The sequence below is a fragment of the Ignavibacteria bacterium genome, from assembly GCA_015709655.1.
Classification (GTDB): Bacteria; Bacteroidota; Ignavibacteria; order Kapaibacteriales; family Kapaibacteriaceae; genus OLB6.
This window is the reverse complement of sequence record CP054181.1, coordinates 1,768,589-1,784,192: the sequence shown is the minus strand read 5'-3', so window position 1 is coordinate 1,784,192 and position 15,604 is coordinate 1,768,589. Positions and strand designations below refer to the sequence as shown.

Genomic DNA, 15,604 nt, shown 5'->3' with positions numbered 1-15,604 from the left:
GGCGTCATACACTCCGATTTTTTACTATTCTTAGTGCTGGTCAACATCAGACGTTGACACCTCAAACTGAGCTACGACGGCACAGTGATCACTCACCATCGCAGATGCTTCATCGTCGAGATAGGCACGATGGTTTTCTACTCTGACAGTGCTTGTGTTTACGCGCTCAGTCATTTTTGCTGACGCGGCCACGTGATCTATCACTGTCCATTTTGGGTTTGCACAACTTGTCAGGCCGGCCGTTACAAACGTAACGTGTCCATTTTCGAGAGCGGTTAAGGTTGGGTTCTGTCTGCGCCCGGGATAATCGTTAAAGTCACCGCAGAGAAGGATGTCATGCTCGTTCCCGGCTTCAAGCACCGAGTCTACATAATTGTGGAGCACTTGTGCCTGCTGACCTCTCAGCTCCCGGCTTAGCTGCCTGAGCTCGTTGGTACTATCATATCGTGATGTGCTTTTCAGATGCACACTCATCATCAGGCATGTGAGAGCCCCCTTAGAGCACATAGCGGCAAAACCGGGTCGCAACCGGTCCGGACGGTCAAGCTGAAGTGGCATGTAATCGCCAATCGGTGTAAACTCCACAGTGTTTCTGACTACGAAACCAACACGCTGTTTATCACCGCCCTGACTAAGAAAATACTTGTAGCCCGACATATACCGAACCACTTTGTGGAGCGCCTGATTATTCTCAACTTCCTGAACAGCAATAACATCGGCATCTGTCTTTAGCATAATGTCGGCTATTGCTAAATAATCCGCATCAGACCTCCGCATCTTGTCGTCAACCCCGTCGCCCAGCCATTCCAGGTTAAATGTTGCGACTGTTAAGTACCCAAAACCGTTATAATGAGCCGTCCCGCAGCCACACAGCAGCACTGCAAGAGCCATCGCGATAAAAACATAAAACTTCATCATACAGTCGGATCCTTTAGAAAACGGCTCGTTTTCGGGACACGAAATGAAATGCCTACTTTCCCGTAAACAGAGCCTTGGCAACATATCCCGCTATCTGCGGATTCTCTTTCAGTCGTCTTGTAGAGTACCCATACCAGTCATCACCAAACGGTACATAGATACCCATGGGATGGCCTGCCTTTATCAGCGTATCCCGGCGGTCTTCTCGTACGCCAAGCAGCATCTGAAACTGGTAATCTTGGGGGAGGATATTCTGTTCATGAATCAGAGTCACCGCATCCTGAATAAGCGGTTCATCGTGAGTTGCAATCCTAACCATCGCACCGTTGGTTATCAGCAGGCGCAATAACTTCTTATAATTAGACCGAATTTCTTCCCGATTCTTAAAGGCAACAGTTTCAGACTCAACATAAATACCTTTACAAAGTCGTACGTCCGGCCGGAATTCCAGTAAGCTTCGGATGTCGGCTTCCGATCGGTGCAGGTAGGCCTGTATCACAACGCCAACGTTGGTGAACCCTTCTGCACGAAGTCTGCGATAAAAGTCAAGCGTGATATCGGTGTATGGTGTATTCTCCATATCCATTCGAACAAACACACCGGCGGCACGAGCACGGGTAACGATTGTGCGTACGTTCTCGAAAGCAAACTCTTTGTCGATATCCAGACCTAACGACGTCAGCTTGATACTAAGGTAGGCATTCAGCTTATGTGACCGTATTGCATCCACAACCGATGCCGATGTAGCGGTTTCATGTACAGCCCGATCTTTCGACGAAACAAATTCGCCAAGTACGTCGATGGTTGCGGTAGCACCAATCGAGTTAAGGTGCCGGGTAACGCAAACAGCGTCATCCAGCAATGCACCGGCAATATACTTTTGCGAGATGCGCTTAATAATCCCTTTCGGGATAAGCGGCATCGATGCAACAACAAGCTTATCAAACCATCCCATTTGTGGCAAGCCCCTTACCGAACAATTCGAAGGGGGCTGGCGGTACGAGTAGTCTTCGATTCGATAACCAAGTTGTACGCACCGGCAGGAACTACAGCTAATGGAACGTTAACGTAGTTCTCGAGTTCATGAAGCTGTATGGCAGGAACAAGAACGTATTCGGTACCGGTTACAGACACTGCTTTAATTGTAGCCGTTGAAGCCGAAGGAACTGTAATCCTGACAAGTGCAGTGGTCTGAGCCGGATTTGGAGAAATATCAACAATCCGAGCAGCAGAACGATGGTCATCGTTAACCGAGGTTACTTGCGTACACGACACAATGTTCAGTTCATCACGGGTATCCAGTACTTCATCGGTACTGGCATCCTCTACCCGCAAACTAACCTTGGTACCTGCATCCAGAGAGGTCATACCAGCGTTTCGAGAGAATATCTGCCACTGAGCAGCAGCAACCGAAAGCGGCTGAATGGCGTTGCGCCATGTAACTCCGTCATCGGTTGAATATCTGATTCTGATTCTGTCGATAAAATCAGCCGACCAGTTAAACTGGTTGTCAAAATTATTACAAAGGTCAGATCCTTCCTTAGGCAGCAGCAACTTGAACCTGGGGGTTCCGATTGCAAAGACCGGGCTTACTGCTGTTATTGATGTATTGGCAGCTGCCTCAAGCCTGATCATGGCTTGTTCGGTTTCTATGTCAGGCACCGTCCAGTCATAAGCACTTGCCGAAACTTTCGAGGCAACGGTTTCCCAATTTTGGCCTGCATCGGACGAGAACAACACATTCACCGTTGTAATCGAGGGATCCTTCGTCCACCTCACCTGAAACTTAGCACCTTTTGCCAATCGTTCGCCACCCACCGGATTAGAAATCACGAGTGGAACACGAATTGAATATGCGGCTGGTGCAATATTGAACACGTCTGCGTTTGTCGCGTCGCTGATTCGAATCCAGAGCGTATTTGTTGCCTGCGCCGGTAAGGTCCACACATACTTCCCGTCAATCGCATTCAGATTTGACGCTATGGATAACCATTGCCCGTTGTCTGACATGCGGTAATCAAGGTTAACATTATTTACCATTGCCGAAGCCCAGAGGATCGTAAGCTTGTCGCCGCCGCCCCAGCCGTCGGGCCCGCGTGGCGAGGTAATCCTGACCAGCGGCTCGGTAACAGCCTGCATGCACGAGGCATCAATCCATGTGCGCATCCGTTCCGAAGCGCGTGTACCAAATTCAAGCGGGGTACTGGAGCCGTTCACCAGGTGACAGTAGCTCATGATGGTACCGGGACGAACACGGCGTAACGCCGGGTTGTTGTAGCATGCATCAGTGCCATCGCTCTGCAGCTGACAGGTGTCCAGAGGCGGGCTCCAGTAGCAGCTATGCCCGTGCGGTGCGCCTACATTATGTCCGATCTCGTGTGCCGCCACAAACACATCCCACACAAAGGCATTTCTGTTAGCGGCTGCTCCAGGGATGGTTTCATTAGCCCGGAGGTCAAGAGTGCTAACACCGTATCCGCCACGGTGATCTTTAACGCATAAGCGCGAACCTGCCTGACCGCCGTAGGCAATGCCACCAACGTACATGCCCTGAACAGGCTTCTTAATTGTGTACAAATGGGCTACGACGCGATCGATGCTCGAGTAGGCACCCGACCATAATTCACTGAACTCATCAAGGAGTTTTCCCGGATCCTTGCCGTCATACAAGAACCCTGACGGTGCTTCAGTGGTGTAAACTTCCATGTAACCTATGTACATGTGTGCCCCAAGCTCCTGCTCGTAAGCCTGCGACATAGCGGCAACAATCTTGGCAAAATGTTGTACGATTTGCTCGTCATTCAGGCCCTGACGTTTCAGGGCACTATCAACATCTTCACGAAGTACCAGAGCAAGCGTTAGCTGTTTAAGGACCATTGCCTGCACCGATTCACCTTTTTGCGATGTTGGCATATCCATGTGCTCAAGTGCCTCTTTAGCATCAAAAGGCAACTCATCCGAACCGCAAATAAAATTGTCGAGTACCGGACTTAGGGCGCCAGCAGACTCAGCCTGAAACACATGGGGAATTTCGTTGGTTCCAGCACGGTATTCCGGAGCTTTCCCAACTACCGTGCGCTCACCGTTTGCATGAGTGATGAAGCCGGTAATGTCGCCATCGGTGCTGTAATGCAGCGAAACACTCGACCCGGGCTCCCCCACGATTTGTCCTTTATACGAATAAACCGGACGTACTTTTAACGGCACCTTACCGTTTTTTGTGGCAATCAGAATTGTGGACCGTGCATCAAAAACCGGTCGAGTAGCCTCGAGTGCAAGCGTTGCCGTTCCGTACGGTGGAACAGGAACGTTATGAACCAGCAGGTGCTGGTACGAGGCAGCAAAAACGCTGTTTGCAGCATCAATCTGCACGTAATATGGCTGTGCAAAGTGGTTATCCTGCACCATGTCATCCATATACGCAGTGCGAATGGGACGCAGCACGGAATTAATATCTACTTCGTGAGTTGTTCCTGCTGTCGAACACAGTGTGGTTACAGCCAGAGCGATAATACCAACAAAAAAAAGCTTCATCATGTGATATTGAATATGTGACAGAGCCTGTAATTTACGGAACTTAAACCGGCTTCTTGATGTTTTGCAGATACGGTTTTAGGTGCTGAATAATTTCATGATGGATTTGAGTTCGTTCCAGCATCCCGTTAATCAGCACAAACCGCTTGGGTTCCTGTCGGGCTAACTCCAGATACCCGGTCCGCACCCGCTCGAAAAACGCAGCACCGCTTCGCTCCATTCTATCGGGTTCACCGGCATCGGCATGAAACTGCATCCGGGTTTGGGCTTCGGCATAGGGGACGTCAATAAAGTAGGTTATTTCTGGCTTGACTCCGCGAGTGGCTACTCTGTTACAGACGTCCACATCGGTTAAACTCAACTGCCTGCCGTAACCCTGGTAGGCTGTTGTGGAGTCTGCAAAGCGGTCACACAGCACAAACGAGCCAGCCTCTAATTCAGGGACGATGACCCTTTCTACAAGCTGGGCACGGGCCGCAGAGAATAAAAGAAGCTCTGCGGTGTTCGTGATTTGGCGGGCATTGCTCAGCAGTATGGCTCTGATATCTTCGGACAGGGCGGTAGCACCCGGTTCACGCACTGAAACCACTTTGTACCCACGTTCCTGCAGCCATTCCCGTAACAGGATTAGCTGCGTGCTTTTACCGCTTCCGTCAATTCCTTCAAATGATATAAACATCGTTGCTGTACGTGGTTAAAATCAAAGCCCGTTTATCAATCCGGTGTCCCTGCTCCCTGGAGCACCACTACACATTCGCCTTTTAACGAATTCCGACTGCGAACAGTAGCAAGAACTTCCGAAACCATACCACGAATATATTCCTCATGAACCTTACTCAGTTCACGAGCAATTACGATTTGCCTGTCAGCCGAGCCACATTCTGCAATTTCGATCAGGAGTTTTTCAATCCGATGCGGGCTTTCGTAAAGAATACAGGTTTCTTCCCGACATAGCATCTTCTGCAACACTGACATCCTCCCCTTTTTCTGTGGCAGAAACCCGGCAAAAAAGAACCTGTCAGTTGGTAATCCCGAGGCTGCAAGTGCTGTTATTGCTGCCGATGGTCCGGGAAGGGCAACAACACTGCATCTGGCCGAAATACAGGCCTGAACCGCCCGGAAACCGGGATCACTGATACCCGGCATCCCGGCGTCCGACACCAGGCCTACCGTAATCCCGTTGCGAACCCAATCAACAATCTCCTGCGCACGTGCCTTCTCGTTTTGTTCAAAGTTGCTCACCAGTCGTGCTCCGCCAATGCCGTACGAACGGAGCAGATTGCCGGTTCTCCGAGTGTCTTCGCATAGAATAATTTTACAGGACGAGAGGGTGTCTAAAGCCCGCCTGGTAATGTCGGCCAGATTACCAATTGGCGTCGGAATCAACACAAGCATTCCGGTTTCAGCCGGTGTAATCCTACCATCCCCGGTACTCACGGCTGCGGTTGCCTGGTCGGCGCGACGCTGCTCAAAGAACGTCGTCAGCAATGCCGAGCTCTCGCTGGCAAGCACGCCGCTTCGAACGATGCACTGATGGTTAGCTTCTGGACTGTCCAGTAATTCATACACCGACCTCACAGCACCGGTCTTGGGGTCATGTGCCGCATACACAACGGTTTCGACCTTGGCAAGCACAAGGGCACCGGCACACATTACGCACGGTTCAAGGGTTACGTATGCCGTAGCCCCTTTCAAAACTTTTTCCCCTACGGTGCTGCATGCCTGGTTAAGAGCTTCGATTTCGGCGTGATGCGTTGGATTTGCCAACTGCTGAACCCGGTTAAATCCGGATCCCAATATCGTACCGTCACGGACGATCACACAACCAACCGGTACTTCGCCGGCTTCAAATGCTTCGCGAGCCAGCTCCAGTGCCATGCGCATGTAATGCTCGTGTGTGCGTTGCGTATGGCTCATGCACCCTACCGTCCGCTCCGGGCACTTTCGTATAGCTGCGTATTGCTGGGATCGAGCGACATCAGCACTTGCCAGACAGGTGAATTTTTTATCCCCTTAAACATCTCTGCCAACTCACCTGCTTTTGCATTGAAGAACGACTGAAGTAGAACAGATCTGTTTGAAATTGAATTGCGCCTGAAATCGTCAATATCATTAATAGCCTGCACCATGAGCGTTCGGCCCTTTTCAGGTGTCACAGCAAATTCGTCAACCGCCAGATGGTAGTCGTAAAAGTAACGCCGTAACTGCTGGTATCGCGGATCCGTTAATTCCGAAATAAGTGCCATTCGGGTAAAGTGGCCGGGTTCGTAGGTTGACGAGAACTGGCTAATGCCCTTGGCATTGCCCAGCTGTGCAATCTGCTTTGCATCAATAAAGCAATTGTCTCCTCCAAGATCGCTGTACGTGTCCATATCCAGCCCAATGGCTATCAGCATGTAAAAGTCCAGCAGACTTGTAAACTCGTCATATCGCATAGACTGAAACGATAAGGCCGGACTAAAGCTGTACTGGAACTGCCAGTCAGCATCGTACACCCGCAGTAACGGTGTACCTCGCGAAGAGTCGTCAGCCAACAGCCGCGTGCTCACTATCGTCAGCCGCGCCGTATATACGTTGGCCTGCTTGCCTGTAAGAAAGATCCCAACCGATACCGGAATGCGCGGACCCTCCCAGTCCTGCCGCGAATACCGCTGATTGTTCAGGTACTCGCGCACGTCGGCTTCCATGGTGCGGACATCAACCTTATCATCCATCTGCAGCTGCGATATATCCACGGTAACCGTGGCCGCCAGTTCCTGAGCATACGTCACGTCGGTCAGGGTAATGGCTACTACCATACATACAATGCTGATTAAACTTTTCATACCTCGTCCTTATGTTCTTCGGTACTAACTTACGCAGAGTACTACCGCTGTTCTGCAGCTTTTTGCACTGCTCCTCATCAATCGCACAGGTGCAACCAGTATTGTATGACTGCACGGGGGCAACATCTGTCAGCATTTTCGATATTCAGGGCTGTTATACTCTGCCTGCGACAGCAGCAGGATTTCAGGCAGTACCGGCTCCGTTCGGTGTTGCCAACCTGTCGTATGGCGGAGTCTTATTACCCTGGGCTGATTATACATTTATTTTGGAAGGGGGCTCAGGCGGCGGGTGGACGGATATCGCGGCGTATGGAATTCGTTTGATTCCCGTTACACACCGCTTCACGCTTGCAGTACGTACACGTTTTTCGGTACAGGGCGCCACGGGCTTCACTGCAATTCAGCAGACGGATGTAGGGATACAATCCCGAATTGATCTGGACTCGGTTTTCTTCCTGTCAGTACAGGCAGCCGGCTTATTGTCATACTCATCTGCCGGACGCTCCCAGCCACGTATTCTAACAACGGGCATTGGTATGTCTGACGATGTTTCAGCCGCCATTAACCTTTGTATCTCGCCGGCTCAGCCCCCTTCGCTTGTACTTGCCGTACTAACACCGCTCCCCGATGCAGCTTCGGTGCGGCTTGCACTTCAAACAGAGCCCCTTGCGTTTAGCATTGGGGTCAGACTGTCCGTCATTGAATCTCCGGTCATGGCGTTCCAGCTTACCCGATACCTTCATTCAGGCTTTGTGTCTCAGCTTGTGGTAGAGCTATGATACGGTTACTACCGCTAGCAGTTTTCTTGTGTTCCCAAGTGGTATCAGTGCTGGCACAGCTTGATGATCTTGCGGGGGACGACTGGGCTGCACCGGTTATCGATGTTGTAGAGCAGTTACGCAGCCAACCCTTATGCCTGCCGTGTGCTACGGCGGTCAGCCTTACCATCATCCCGGGTATCAACCGGTCCACTGCATCGCGGATCACTCAATCCGTAAAAAACGGTATAATCGATCTTGACGAACTTTGTAACCAGGCATGTCTGTCCGAAGATCAACGAACGCTGCTCTTTTTATGTACTACGTTTGACTGTAGCTGTGAGCCATTCATTACCGGTATTCACCATACCACACGAGCACTGCGCACCACTGGCAGCGACGCCGACGCACTGACGCGGATTAACGTAGCTTCGGCGTATGGCCGTGCTGGCGGTATTATCCGCCAACAGCAGACCAGCACACTCTCTTCTGGTTGGGTTGTTGCCGATATCGGAGCCGTCAGTATTGGTGCAGGCCGCCTGGCTGTTGCCGGCGGACTTGGGTTAGTATTGGGATCGGGAAGCACCTTTGGCAGATCCGTGGTTTCGAAAGCCTCAGGCTACAGTATTCAGCCGCGCATCCGTCCATGGTCAAGCAGCATCACCGATGGAGCGCTTACCGGTGTTGCCATGAAAGGCACAATTGAGGCTGGCGCGGTGGGGTTCCATGCTGTTGCAGCGTATTCTCGGCAAACACTGGGTGGCAGAACTGAAAGTATTCTTGCCTCGGGCATAGTATCGAATTTTATGAATAACGCATTGGGAGTATTTGTGCAACATGCTCGGTACAACGCGCCCTCTACATCCACCTCAATGCGCATCATACCACAAGGTCAGCGTATCATTGCCTCGGCAGTGATGAGCGTTACCGACTCCCGCTATACCATTGCTGCCGAGCTTGCGGCTGACGATAGTCTGCGGTTGGCGATGATGGTTATTGCCGGAATCCCCATAAAATCTGGTGAAGTAATGCTGTGCGCCCGTTATGCGCACCCTGATATTCGCAACCCGTATGCCTCGCCGGTTAGTACACTCTCTGCACTCGGCAACGAGGCAGGGATTGCCCTTGGCTACCGTTATTCAAGCGGGAAGGGGCTGGCGGCAGAAACAATGGTTGACGTTTACCGCATACTTGCACCATCCTATTCCCGCCCCATGCCCTCAGCAGGAGTCACTCTGCTTACGGATATTACGTACCGGCTTGGGAAGGGCTTTCAGGCATCGGCACGAATCCGTTATAACGGAAGCGACGAAGGATGGCGCCCTGACTTCACATCACGACGTATGATGCACACAGCACGACGTTTTACCACACGATGGCAGCTTGGTGCTAACCTTACGGAGCAGCTGCGGTTCATTGTCCGTTGTGAGTATCAGCATTTATCGTTTTCAGGCGGACGTTATCCGCAGACAGGTTTGGCCGGCTTTGCTGAGACTGTTTACCAGCCTGCTGAACGTTTACGTATGAGTCTTCGAACCACGGTATTCCGCTCCCAAACGATCGGTGTGGCACCCTATATGCTGGAGTATCCGCTGCCCGGCTTGCCACGGATAGTGGCTGCCACGGGTAGTGGGAGCAGAGTACTACTGTCGTTGCGTTACGGTATGCTTCCATGGCTTACACTTAGCGCTGCATTCTGGGATACTTACAAGCTTGGTCAGCCAACCACGTTCACAACTGGTTTACAGGCCGAGGTGTTCTATCTGAACAAAAGGTGAAACGCCTGAACTTCATTTGTAAAGTGTTTGGCAATGGGCATACTAAACACCGAGTTGTAGTCCATACGCTCGGGATGCCACTGAACTGCCAGTAGAAACGGCTTACCTCCCAGCGTGGCATCACCCCATTCGATTGCTTCAACAATACCATCCGGGGATATAGCAGATGCCGTAAACAAATTTGCTATCGCATCGATAGCCTGGTGATGGGCGCTGTTTACTACTCCGTCCATAGTTCCAGCCAACCTGCGAATTATCGATCCAGGCTGAACCTCGATATGATGCGTACTGTCTGCATCCATAATTCTGCGGTGTTCTACCGGATTGGCAACTGCCGGTGCATGCTGTGTAGGAATGTCTGCTATCAGTGTTCCTCCAAACGCGGTATTCAGAACTTGCAGTCCTCTGCAAATGCCAAGTATCGGAAGCTGCAGTTCTACCGCTTTATGAACAAGAGCCAGTTCAAGTTCATCTCTTTCGGCATTAATTTCAGCACACATACTTTCAAACTCGGGCTTACCATAATGCCCGGGGTGCACGTCGGGCCCGCCGGTGAGAAGTAATCCCGACATAGTTTCGAGAGTTTCCGCTGCCTGTTCGGGTGTTTTCCCATTCAGGTCAACAAGTTCTACATCCTGATTAGCGGTTTTCAGCCACGTACCGTAGAGTGAATATTTTTCGGACCCCGAGCCTTTACTGATTGCAATTTTCATGTTGGGTGTAATTGTTGAAATGTGAGGCAATTAGGTTTTTCAGTTCACGTTGTTTTTCGATTCTGGCTACCACAGGCAAGACCAGATATTCAATCCCGGAATCCCTGAACATCTTTTCGGCTTTTGCAAGCTTTACTGCGTCCTTATGAGTAGTTACAATTGCGGCCTTGTGAAAAACTGCATACTTTAGGAGGGTATCTGCTTCTCCCTTGTTATACCAGTGGTGGTCCGGGTATCTAACTATTTTTATAATCTCTGCTCCATTATTAGCAACGCTGTTCTCGAACCGCTCCGGATTGGCAATTCCACTTACGCAGATTACTCTCTTGCCATGCAGTTCACTGAGTTGTGCAATAAAATCAACTGTAGATATCAGTGTATCCGGAGTACAGTGTTCACGAACTACGTCAGCACCCACGCCGTTGGAACAAAGCACAACGTTTGCACGTGCAATATTCCGTATTGGTTCCCGAAGGTGTCCTGCCGGGAGAAGTGTGTCATGAAGTGTATTCGCATCTACAAGTACGATGTTCACATTGCGATATAGATGCCTGTGCTGAAATCCATCGTCAACCACCATACAATCGCACGGTAACTCGGCCGCTGCATATCGGGCAGCTTCTGCTTTATCGTTACACACAACAACAGGAACGCTTAGTTCCGTAGCGTGCATCCACGCCTCATCGCCGCTTTCCATCACCGTTCCCCGTATGCCGGTTCCATCATGAACAACTCTAAGGCCTTTCGATGCTCTGTTATACCCGCGCATAACCACTGCAGGAGCATGACCTAATGACTGTATCATCCGCACTACTTCCTGTACCACCGGCGTCTTGCCAGTCCCCCCCGTAGTAAGGTTCCCCACTGATATCACCGGAACCGACACTCGGATCAGTGCATGCGTTCCCGTATCAAAAGCACGATTTCTGCGCTCCACAATCCAGCCATACAACTTACTCAATTGGTTTAGCATGTGCCCAATTCTTGTGAAAGGTGTTGAATGATCATGTTGATTGAGGCATGGTTAGCATCCGCCGGAATTTCTATCGGATCCCCCACCTCGACCGTAACAACGGCAAACGGCAAGGGAAGTACAAACCTATCCCATGACCGTTTAAACGTCCACTTCCACCCTACCAGCGTCCGCACCGGAAACAGCGGTGTACCCGATCTCTGTGCAGCTATCGCAGCGCCCGCCTTTGCCGTGCAGCGCGGACCCCGTGGACCGTCCGGCGTTACAAGCACCAGAGACTCTGATGCCAGCCGTACCATTGCGTCGAGTGCTTCATTACCACCTTTCGACGACGAGCCACGCACCACGGTATATCCCCATCGCTCCAGAAGGCTCGTCAGCAGTTGTCCGTCACGGCTCATACTCACAAGAGCACTCGGGTTACTGTTCCTGAATACCCACCATACCGGCAGCATGGTGCCGTGCCAGAATGCTACTACGCCGTTGGGGCCTGGAAGGGGCTTGGGCAGGCGTATGCGCCACGTTGATGCAACAGCCGTAAGGAGGAAGACGCCCATGGCAGTAGTCAGCGACTTCATCATAGCACCCGCCTTGTTGCCAGCAGCTCGGCTACCGCATCGGCAGCCCGCTGAGCGGGGTTACGCTCGTGGCTTCCACCAAGTAAACGTCGTACTTCTGCAAACGCATTTTGTAATTCTCGACGACGTTCATGATTATGAAGCAAATCCTCCAGCTCACGTATCAGAGCTTTTACCGTTGCTTTGTGTTGCAGGAATTCGTGAACCACGTTTCGTTGCAGTAAATGGTTAGCCATGGTAACAGTAGAAATATTTATAAAATGCTTTCCAATCTGATACGATGCCCATGAGGTTTTATAGAACGTGGCAAACGGAAGTCCCATTACCGCCGCCTCCAGTGTTGATGTGCCGGCTTTAATCAAGCCTGCAGCACTCGAACGGAGAGCTGCGTGCGAATCAGCAACAATGGTTGCCCCTGCATCAGCGAGTGGCAGGAGAAGTTCGGACTGAATACCCGGGGCAGCCGGCACTGTAACCAGCTTTGCAATTCCCTGTGAAAGAACTTCACCGGCAACCATCGCGAGCAATGGAACGTGATGTGCCAGTTCGTTTCTGCGCGAGCCAGGTAACACTACAACGCTGTTGGGAACATACTGGTCGCTGCCATCAATTACATCCTTTAACGGATGACCAACAAACCGGGTGGAAATGCCATACTGCTCAAAAAACTCTACCTCGAACGGAAATACTACCAGAAGGCGGTTCACCACACGTGCCAACTGAGGAGCTCTTTTCTTCCCCCAGGCCCACAATTGTGGCGCGATATACCAACAGACCGGTATCTGCCGGCGTCTGGCAACGGCAGCCAGCCGCAGATTAAAGCCCGGATAATCTACCGGGATGAACACGCTGTACTTTCTGGCAGCCAAAGCATCTGAACACCGGTGCATAAGCCCCCTAAAAAACCCAAGGTGCTTGATCACCTCCCAGTAGCCGGAAACGGCAAGGTTCTTGATAGGTGCCAGGGTGTGCAATCCCTGCATTTCCATTGCCGGGCCGCCAAATCCATCAAAAGCAACATCCGGGAAATGCTCCCGTATCGCTGCCATCAGGTTTGCAGCGTGGATGTCTGCCGATGGGTCGCCTGCAGTAATGAAGATGCGCATTAGTGCAAATCTGCCTATATTGGTATAACTATTCGAACAAAAAATCTCTACGGAGTATTATTATGAGCAAAACTTTGATTTCTGCGTTGTTAATGATTGGTATGGTTATGCCGATAGTTGCTGCACCGACCATCAGGGTATTGCCACGCCAGCATCAGGTTAGTGTAGACGGGCAAGCCGAACTTGCCACGAAGAGGATACCAATGGGGGCACTGTTCATTCTTACCGTGAATAAGGGACAAGACGTTCGGTTTTATGATATCCAGTGGTTTAAAGATGGCATTGCCTTACCGGGAGAAACCAGCCAGGAGCTCCGCTATCCGATTGCAACACAAGAGCTCGAAGGCGTTTATACCGTCCAAATGTCCAGTCCTTGCGCTACGGTAATGAGCAAACCAATTCAGGTATTTGTACAGGAACGCTCATTCCAGTTAAACTCCGAAACCGGCAATCCGCAGGATGGTGTTGCAGGGCACCGGATTAACGAAACCAGCACGGCATCGTTTGTGTTAAATGACTGTAAGCCTAACCCTGTAACCGACAGAACTTCAATTACGTTTAGCACCTCAGAAACAGCGGCTGTTACCCTAAAAGTGGTTGACTTAAACGGCAACGTTGTTGCTACACTCGTAAACGATGTGATCGGTGCCGGTGAACATACGGTTGAATTTAATACTCGCGAACAGAATATGTCCAGCGAGTTATACTACTTTGTTCTCACCGCTCCTGGTTTTACGTCAACCAAACCGCTCATGCTGGTTAAATAATAACCGTTTGTACAGACAATCCTAGTAAACAAAATGCGTAGTTGGCTCCTCCTCTGCGTTGGAGCGGTTATTGTGTGCGCCGGGTGTTCGCGCGAACCGGAAACCCCGCCTGCAGATCCTGCACCAGAGCTTTCTTTTAAAGACAGTACTGTTGTTGTTCGTGCCCACGGCTGTAACGGCCTAGTTGAAGATTGTGGCGGCGTGGAAGTCCATTTCCCCGTATTTAACGGGAATGGGTCACGTGCTTCGGATTATCTTAACTACGCTGTTAGAGCTTTTTTTGTAAGTCAGCTTGGCGGATCGCTTCCCAACCAGCCCGACACTGCTTCGGCTGTTACGTTCCCTGATATCATCAAGGAATCAAAGCTTCTCATGGCAGATTACACCGAAGAAAAGGCTGCATTTCCGATGATGGCTGTTGTGTGGACGGTACAGGGCTCCGGCTCGGTTATCTGTAATGATTCAATTGTATGTGTCCAGCTTGAAGCTACCACCTTCCTTGGCGGCGCACATCCGAATTCAGTAACTGACTTCGTCATGGTTCATGTTCCTACAGGAAAACCGGTCCAGCTATCCGGATTGGTCCGAAATATGAAAGCGTTCCTGAATGTCGCCGAACAGACGTTTAAAAAACAGGTAGGCATCAAGGGGAATGACTATGCTGAGAAAGGATACATGATGCAGGATGGCAAGTTTACGCTACCATTGGCATCGGGTATTACTACTGATAGCGTTATTCTGTATTACAACCCGTACGAAATTGCACCGTATGTGGTCGGACCAACCCGCATTAGTTTACCAAGGACGGTACTAGAGGCTAACTAACAGGTTTTTGAACAATCCAAAGGTCCTGTGGCAGATAATCACCTTCTGGCTCACGGGTGATGTGCTCAAGGATTGTTGCATTTTTAAACAGACGCCTCATAAATCCGGCAGGATGAAATGCCGAATAGGTCCGGTGTCCTTCCTTGACCTTACCACGTACAACAAGCTTACCCTGCACGTAGGTTTCAAGCTCGTTTTTCGTAAGCTTACCGGTAAAGTTATCACCTTGAGACGAGAGTATCAGAATCCCTCCGGGCCTGAGTACACGGTACAGTTCGGTGTACCATCCGTAGTGCATTGCCTCAGACAGATGGGTAATGATCGACAGCCCGTAGATGACATCAAAATAGTTGGCTTTAAATGCGAGCGCGGGGCTGAGCGTGTTTACTGAAAACTGTATGCCAGGCAGATTTTGTGAACACCACCTGATAGATTCCTGATTATAGTCGGTCCCGTACAACTCAGAGCTTTGCCCCGCTATAGCGGGCATGTGACGGATTACACGCCCCGGGCCACACCCCCAGTCCAGGATCCGTTTGTTCTCCAGCGGACAATAGCGCTCAATTATACCTGCCAGCCATTGCGCGGTCTGCTTTCCGCCATCATAGTACAACCGATAGTTCAACCTGAAAGCTTCATACATCAGGTAGTCAGGTGGTAACCTCACCTCAGGGTTTTGTTGGAGGAATTCGTTGTTGGAAGCCGAATTCTTCAGTCTATAAATCCAAAAGCGTACCGTATCTGCGACATAGAGTATCCGCAAAGATCGTAATATATTTGATATTGCTCCCTTGGTCATTCAGTATCAGGTAAAAACAAAACTATGCAG

15 protein-coding genes and 1 pseudogene are annotated in these 15,604 nt (G+C 50.7%); 4 read left to right on the top strand and 12 right to left on the bottom strand.

What is annotated here, in order from left to right; translation table 11 throughout:
• Positions 1 to 30: 30 nt before the first annotated feature.
• The 7 genes and pseudogenes from HRU79_07120 to HRU79_07090 form a co-directional block, all read right to left on the bottom strand.
• Entirely contained in the window at positions 31 to 918 is an 888-nt protein-coding gene (locus HRU79_07120; GenBank protein ID QOJ26432.1) for an endonuclease/exonuclease/phosphatase family protein, read from the bottom strand.
• A 52-nt stretch (positions 919 to 970) separates the two neighbouring features.
• Positions 971 to 1,873: a proline dehydrogenase family protein gene (locus tag HRU79_07115; GenBank protein ID QOJ26431.1), complete on the bottom strand. Its 903-nt coding sequence runs from the start codon at positions 1,871 to 1,873 to the stop codon at positions 971 to 973.
• A 14-nt stretch (positions 1,874 to 1,887) separates the two neighbouring features.
• The gene (locus HRU79_07110; GenBank protein QOJ26430.1) at positions 1,888 to 4,455 is read right to left on the bottom strand and encodes a hypothetical protein; all 2,568 of its coding nucleotides are present in this window, start codon (positions 4,453 to 4,455) and stop codon (positions 1,888 to 1,890) included.
• Positions 4,456 to 4,495: 40 nt separating this feature from the next.
• Complete coding sequence (gene tmk, locus HRU79_07105; protein QOJ26429.1) at positions 4,496 to 5,131, bottom strand: dTMP kinase; 636 nt, start codon at positions 5,129 to 5,131, stop codon at positions 4,496 to 4,498.
• A 35-nt stretch (positions 5,132 to 5,166) separates the two neighbouring features.
• Positions 5,167 to 5,847 (bottom strand): 16S rRNA (cytidine(1402)-2'-O)-methyltransferase, encoded by a 681-nt coding sequence (gene rsmI / locus HRU79_07100; GenBank protein ID QOJ27290.1) that lies wholly within the window; start codon positions 5,845 to 5,847, stop codon positions 5,167 to 5,169.
• A gap of 57 nt (positions 5,848 to 5,904) precedes the next feature.
• Positions 5,905 to 6,369: pseudogene (locus tag HRU79_07095) on the bottom strand (nucleoside deaminase).
• Positions 6,370 to 6,374: 5 nt separating this feature from the next.
• Positions 6,375 to 7,277 (bottom strand): DUF4835 family protein, encoded by a 903-nt coding sequence (locus tag HRU79_07090; protein ID QOJ26428.1) that lies wholly within the window; start codon positions 7,275 to 7,277, stop codon positions 6,375 to 6,377.
• Positions 7,278 to 7,366: 89 nt separating this feature from the next.
• Between HRU79_07090 and HRU79_07085 the strand changes: the two genes are divergently transcribed.
• Both HRU79_07085 and HRU79_07080 read left to right on the top strand, forming a co-directional pair.
• Entirely contained in the window at positions 7,367 to 8,056 is a 690-nt protein-coding gene (locus HRU79_07085) for a hypothetical protein (GenBank protein ID QOJ26427.1), read from the top strand.
• Positions 8,053 to 9,813, top strand: a complete 1,761-nt coding sequence (locus HRU79_07080) for a hypothetical protein (GenBank protein ID QOJ26426.1) — start codon at positions 8,053 to 8,055, stop codon at positions 9,811 to 9,813. Before HRU79_07085 ends, HRU79_07080 begins: the two co-directional genes overlap by 4 nt.
• Here the strand turns inward: HRU79_07080 and HRU79_07075 are convergent.
• The 4 genes from HRU79_07075 to lpxB are packed head-to-tail and all read right to left on the bottom strand — an operon-like array spanning position 9,795 to position 13,183.
• Positions 9,795 to 10,526: a gamma-glutamyl-gamma-aminobutyrate hydrolase family protein gene (locus HRU79_07075; protein ID QOJ26425.1), complete on the bottom strand. Its 732-nt coding sequence runs from the start codon at positions 10,524 to 10,526 to the stop codon at positions 9,795 to 9,797. The two genes, HRU79_07080 and HRU79_07075, sit on opposite strands and share 19 nt — an antisense overlap.
• Positions 10,507 to 11,499 carry a tetraacyldisaccharide 4'-kinase gene (gene lpxK / locus HRU79_07070; GenBank protein QOJ26424.1) on the bottom strand — a complete coding sequence of 331 codons (993 nt, stop codon included), beginning with the start codon at positions 11,497 to 11,499 and terminating at the stop codon, positions 10,507 to 10,509. The genes HRU79_07075 and lpxK overlap by 20 nt, the downstream gene beginning before the upstream one ends.
• The gene (locus HRU79_07065) at positions 11,493 to 12,080 is read right to left on the bottom strand and encodes a DUF374 domain-containing protein (protein QOJ26423.1); all 588 of its coding nucleotides are present in this window, start codon (positions 12,078 to 12,080) and stop codon (positions 11,493 to 11,495) included. The genes lpxK and HRU79_07065 overlap by 7 nt, the downstream gene beginning before the upstream one ends.
• Entirely contained in the window at positions 12,077 to 13,183 is a 1,107-nt protein-coding gene (gene lpxB / locus HRU79_07060; protein QOJ26422.1) for a lipid-A-disaccharide synthase, read from the bottom strand. The genes HRU79_07065 and lpxB overlap by 4 nt, the downstream gene beginning before the upstream one ends.
• Positions 13,184 to 13,245: 62 nt before the next feature.
• Here lpxB and HRU79_07055 point away from each other — a divergent pair, with 62 nt between their 5' ends.
• Both HRU79_07055 and HRU79_07050 read left to right on the top strand, forming a co-directional pair.
• The gene (locus HRU79_07055; GenBank protein ID QOJ26421.1) at positions 13,246 to 13,950 is read left to right on the top strand and encodes a hypothetical protein; all 705 of its coding nucleotides are present in this window, start codon (positions 13,246 to 13,248) and stop codon (positions 13,948 to 13,950) included.
• A gap of 33 nt (positions 13,951 to 13,983) precedes the next feature.
• Entirely contained in the window at positions 13,984 to 14,775 is a 792-nt protein-coding gene (locus tag HRU79_07050) for a DUF3298 domain-containing protein (GenBank protein ID QOJ26420.1), read from the top strand.
• On the opposite strand, the gene HRU79_07045 is transcribed toward HRU79_07050, so the two are convergent.
• Positions 14,768 to 15,574, bottom strand: a complete 807-nt coding sequence (locus HRU79_07045) for a class I SAM-dependent methyltransferase (protein ID QOJ26419.1) — start codon at positions 15,572 to 15,574, stop codon at positions 14,768 to 14,770. The genes HRU79_07050 and HRU79_07045 overlap by 8 nt on opposite strands.
• Positions 15,575 to 15,604: the final 30 nt, after the last annotated feature.

Bases quoted from the DNA above. Each gene is read 5' to 3' on its own strand.
- HRU79_07120 (QOJ26432.1), bottom strand. From the start codon at position 918: ATGATGAAGTTTTATGTTTTTATCGCGATGGCTCTTGCAGTGCTGCTG.
- HRU79_07115 (QOJ26431.1), bottom strand. From the start codon at position 1,873: ATGGGATGGTTTGATAAGCTTGTTGTTGCATCGATGCCGCTTATCCCG.
- HRU79_07110 (QOJ26430.1), bottom strand. From the start codon at position 4,455: ATGATGAAGCTTTTTTTTGTTGGTATTATCGCTCTGGCTGTAACCACA.
- tmk (QOJ26429.1), bottom strand. From the start codon at position 5,131: ATGTTTATATCATTTGAAGGAATTGACGGAAGCGGTAAAAGCACGCAG.
- rsmI (QOJ27290.1), bottom strand. From the start codon at position 5,847: ATGCTTGTGTTGATTCCGACGCCAATTGGTAATCTGGCCGACATTACC.
- HRU79_07090 (QOJ26428.1), bottom strand. From the start codon at position 7,277: ATGAAAAGTTTAATCAGCATTGTATGTATGGTAGTAGCCATTACCCTG.
- HRU79_07080 (QOJ26426.1), top strand. From the start codon at position 8,053: ATGATACGGTTACTACCGCTAGCAGTTTTCTTGTGTTCCCAAGTGGTA.
- HRU79_07075 (QOJ26425.1), bottom strand. From the start codon at position 10,526: ATGAAAATTGCAATCAGTAAAGGCTCGGGGTCCGAAAAATATTCACTC.
- lpxK (QOJ26424.1), bottom strand. From the start codon at position 11,499: ATGCTAAACCAATTGAGTAAGTTGTATGGCTGGATTGTGGAGCGCAGA.
- HRU79_07065 (QOJ26423.1), bottom strand. From the start codon at position 12,080: ATGATGAAGTCGCTGACTACTGCCATGGGCGTCTTCCTCCTTACGGCT.
- lpxB (QOJ26422.1), bottom strand. From the start codon at position 13,183: ATGCGCATCTTCATTACTGCAGGCGACCCATCGGCAGACATCCACGCT.
- HRU79_07055 (QOJ26421.1), top strand. From the start codon at position 13,246: ATGAGCAAAACTTTGATTTCTGCGTTGTTAATGATTGGTATGGTTATG.
- HRU79_07050 (QOJ26420.1), top strand. From the start codon at position 13,984: ATGCGTAGTTGGCTCCTCCTCTGCGTTGGAGCGGTTATTGTGTGCGCC.
- HRU79_07045 (QOJ26419.1), bottom strand. From the start codon at position 15,574: ATGACCAAGGGAGCAATATCAAATATATTACGATCTTTGCGGATACTC.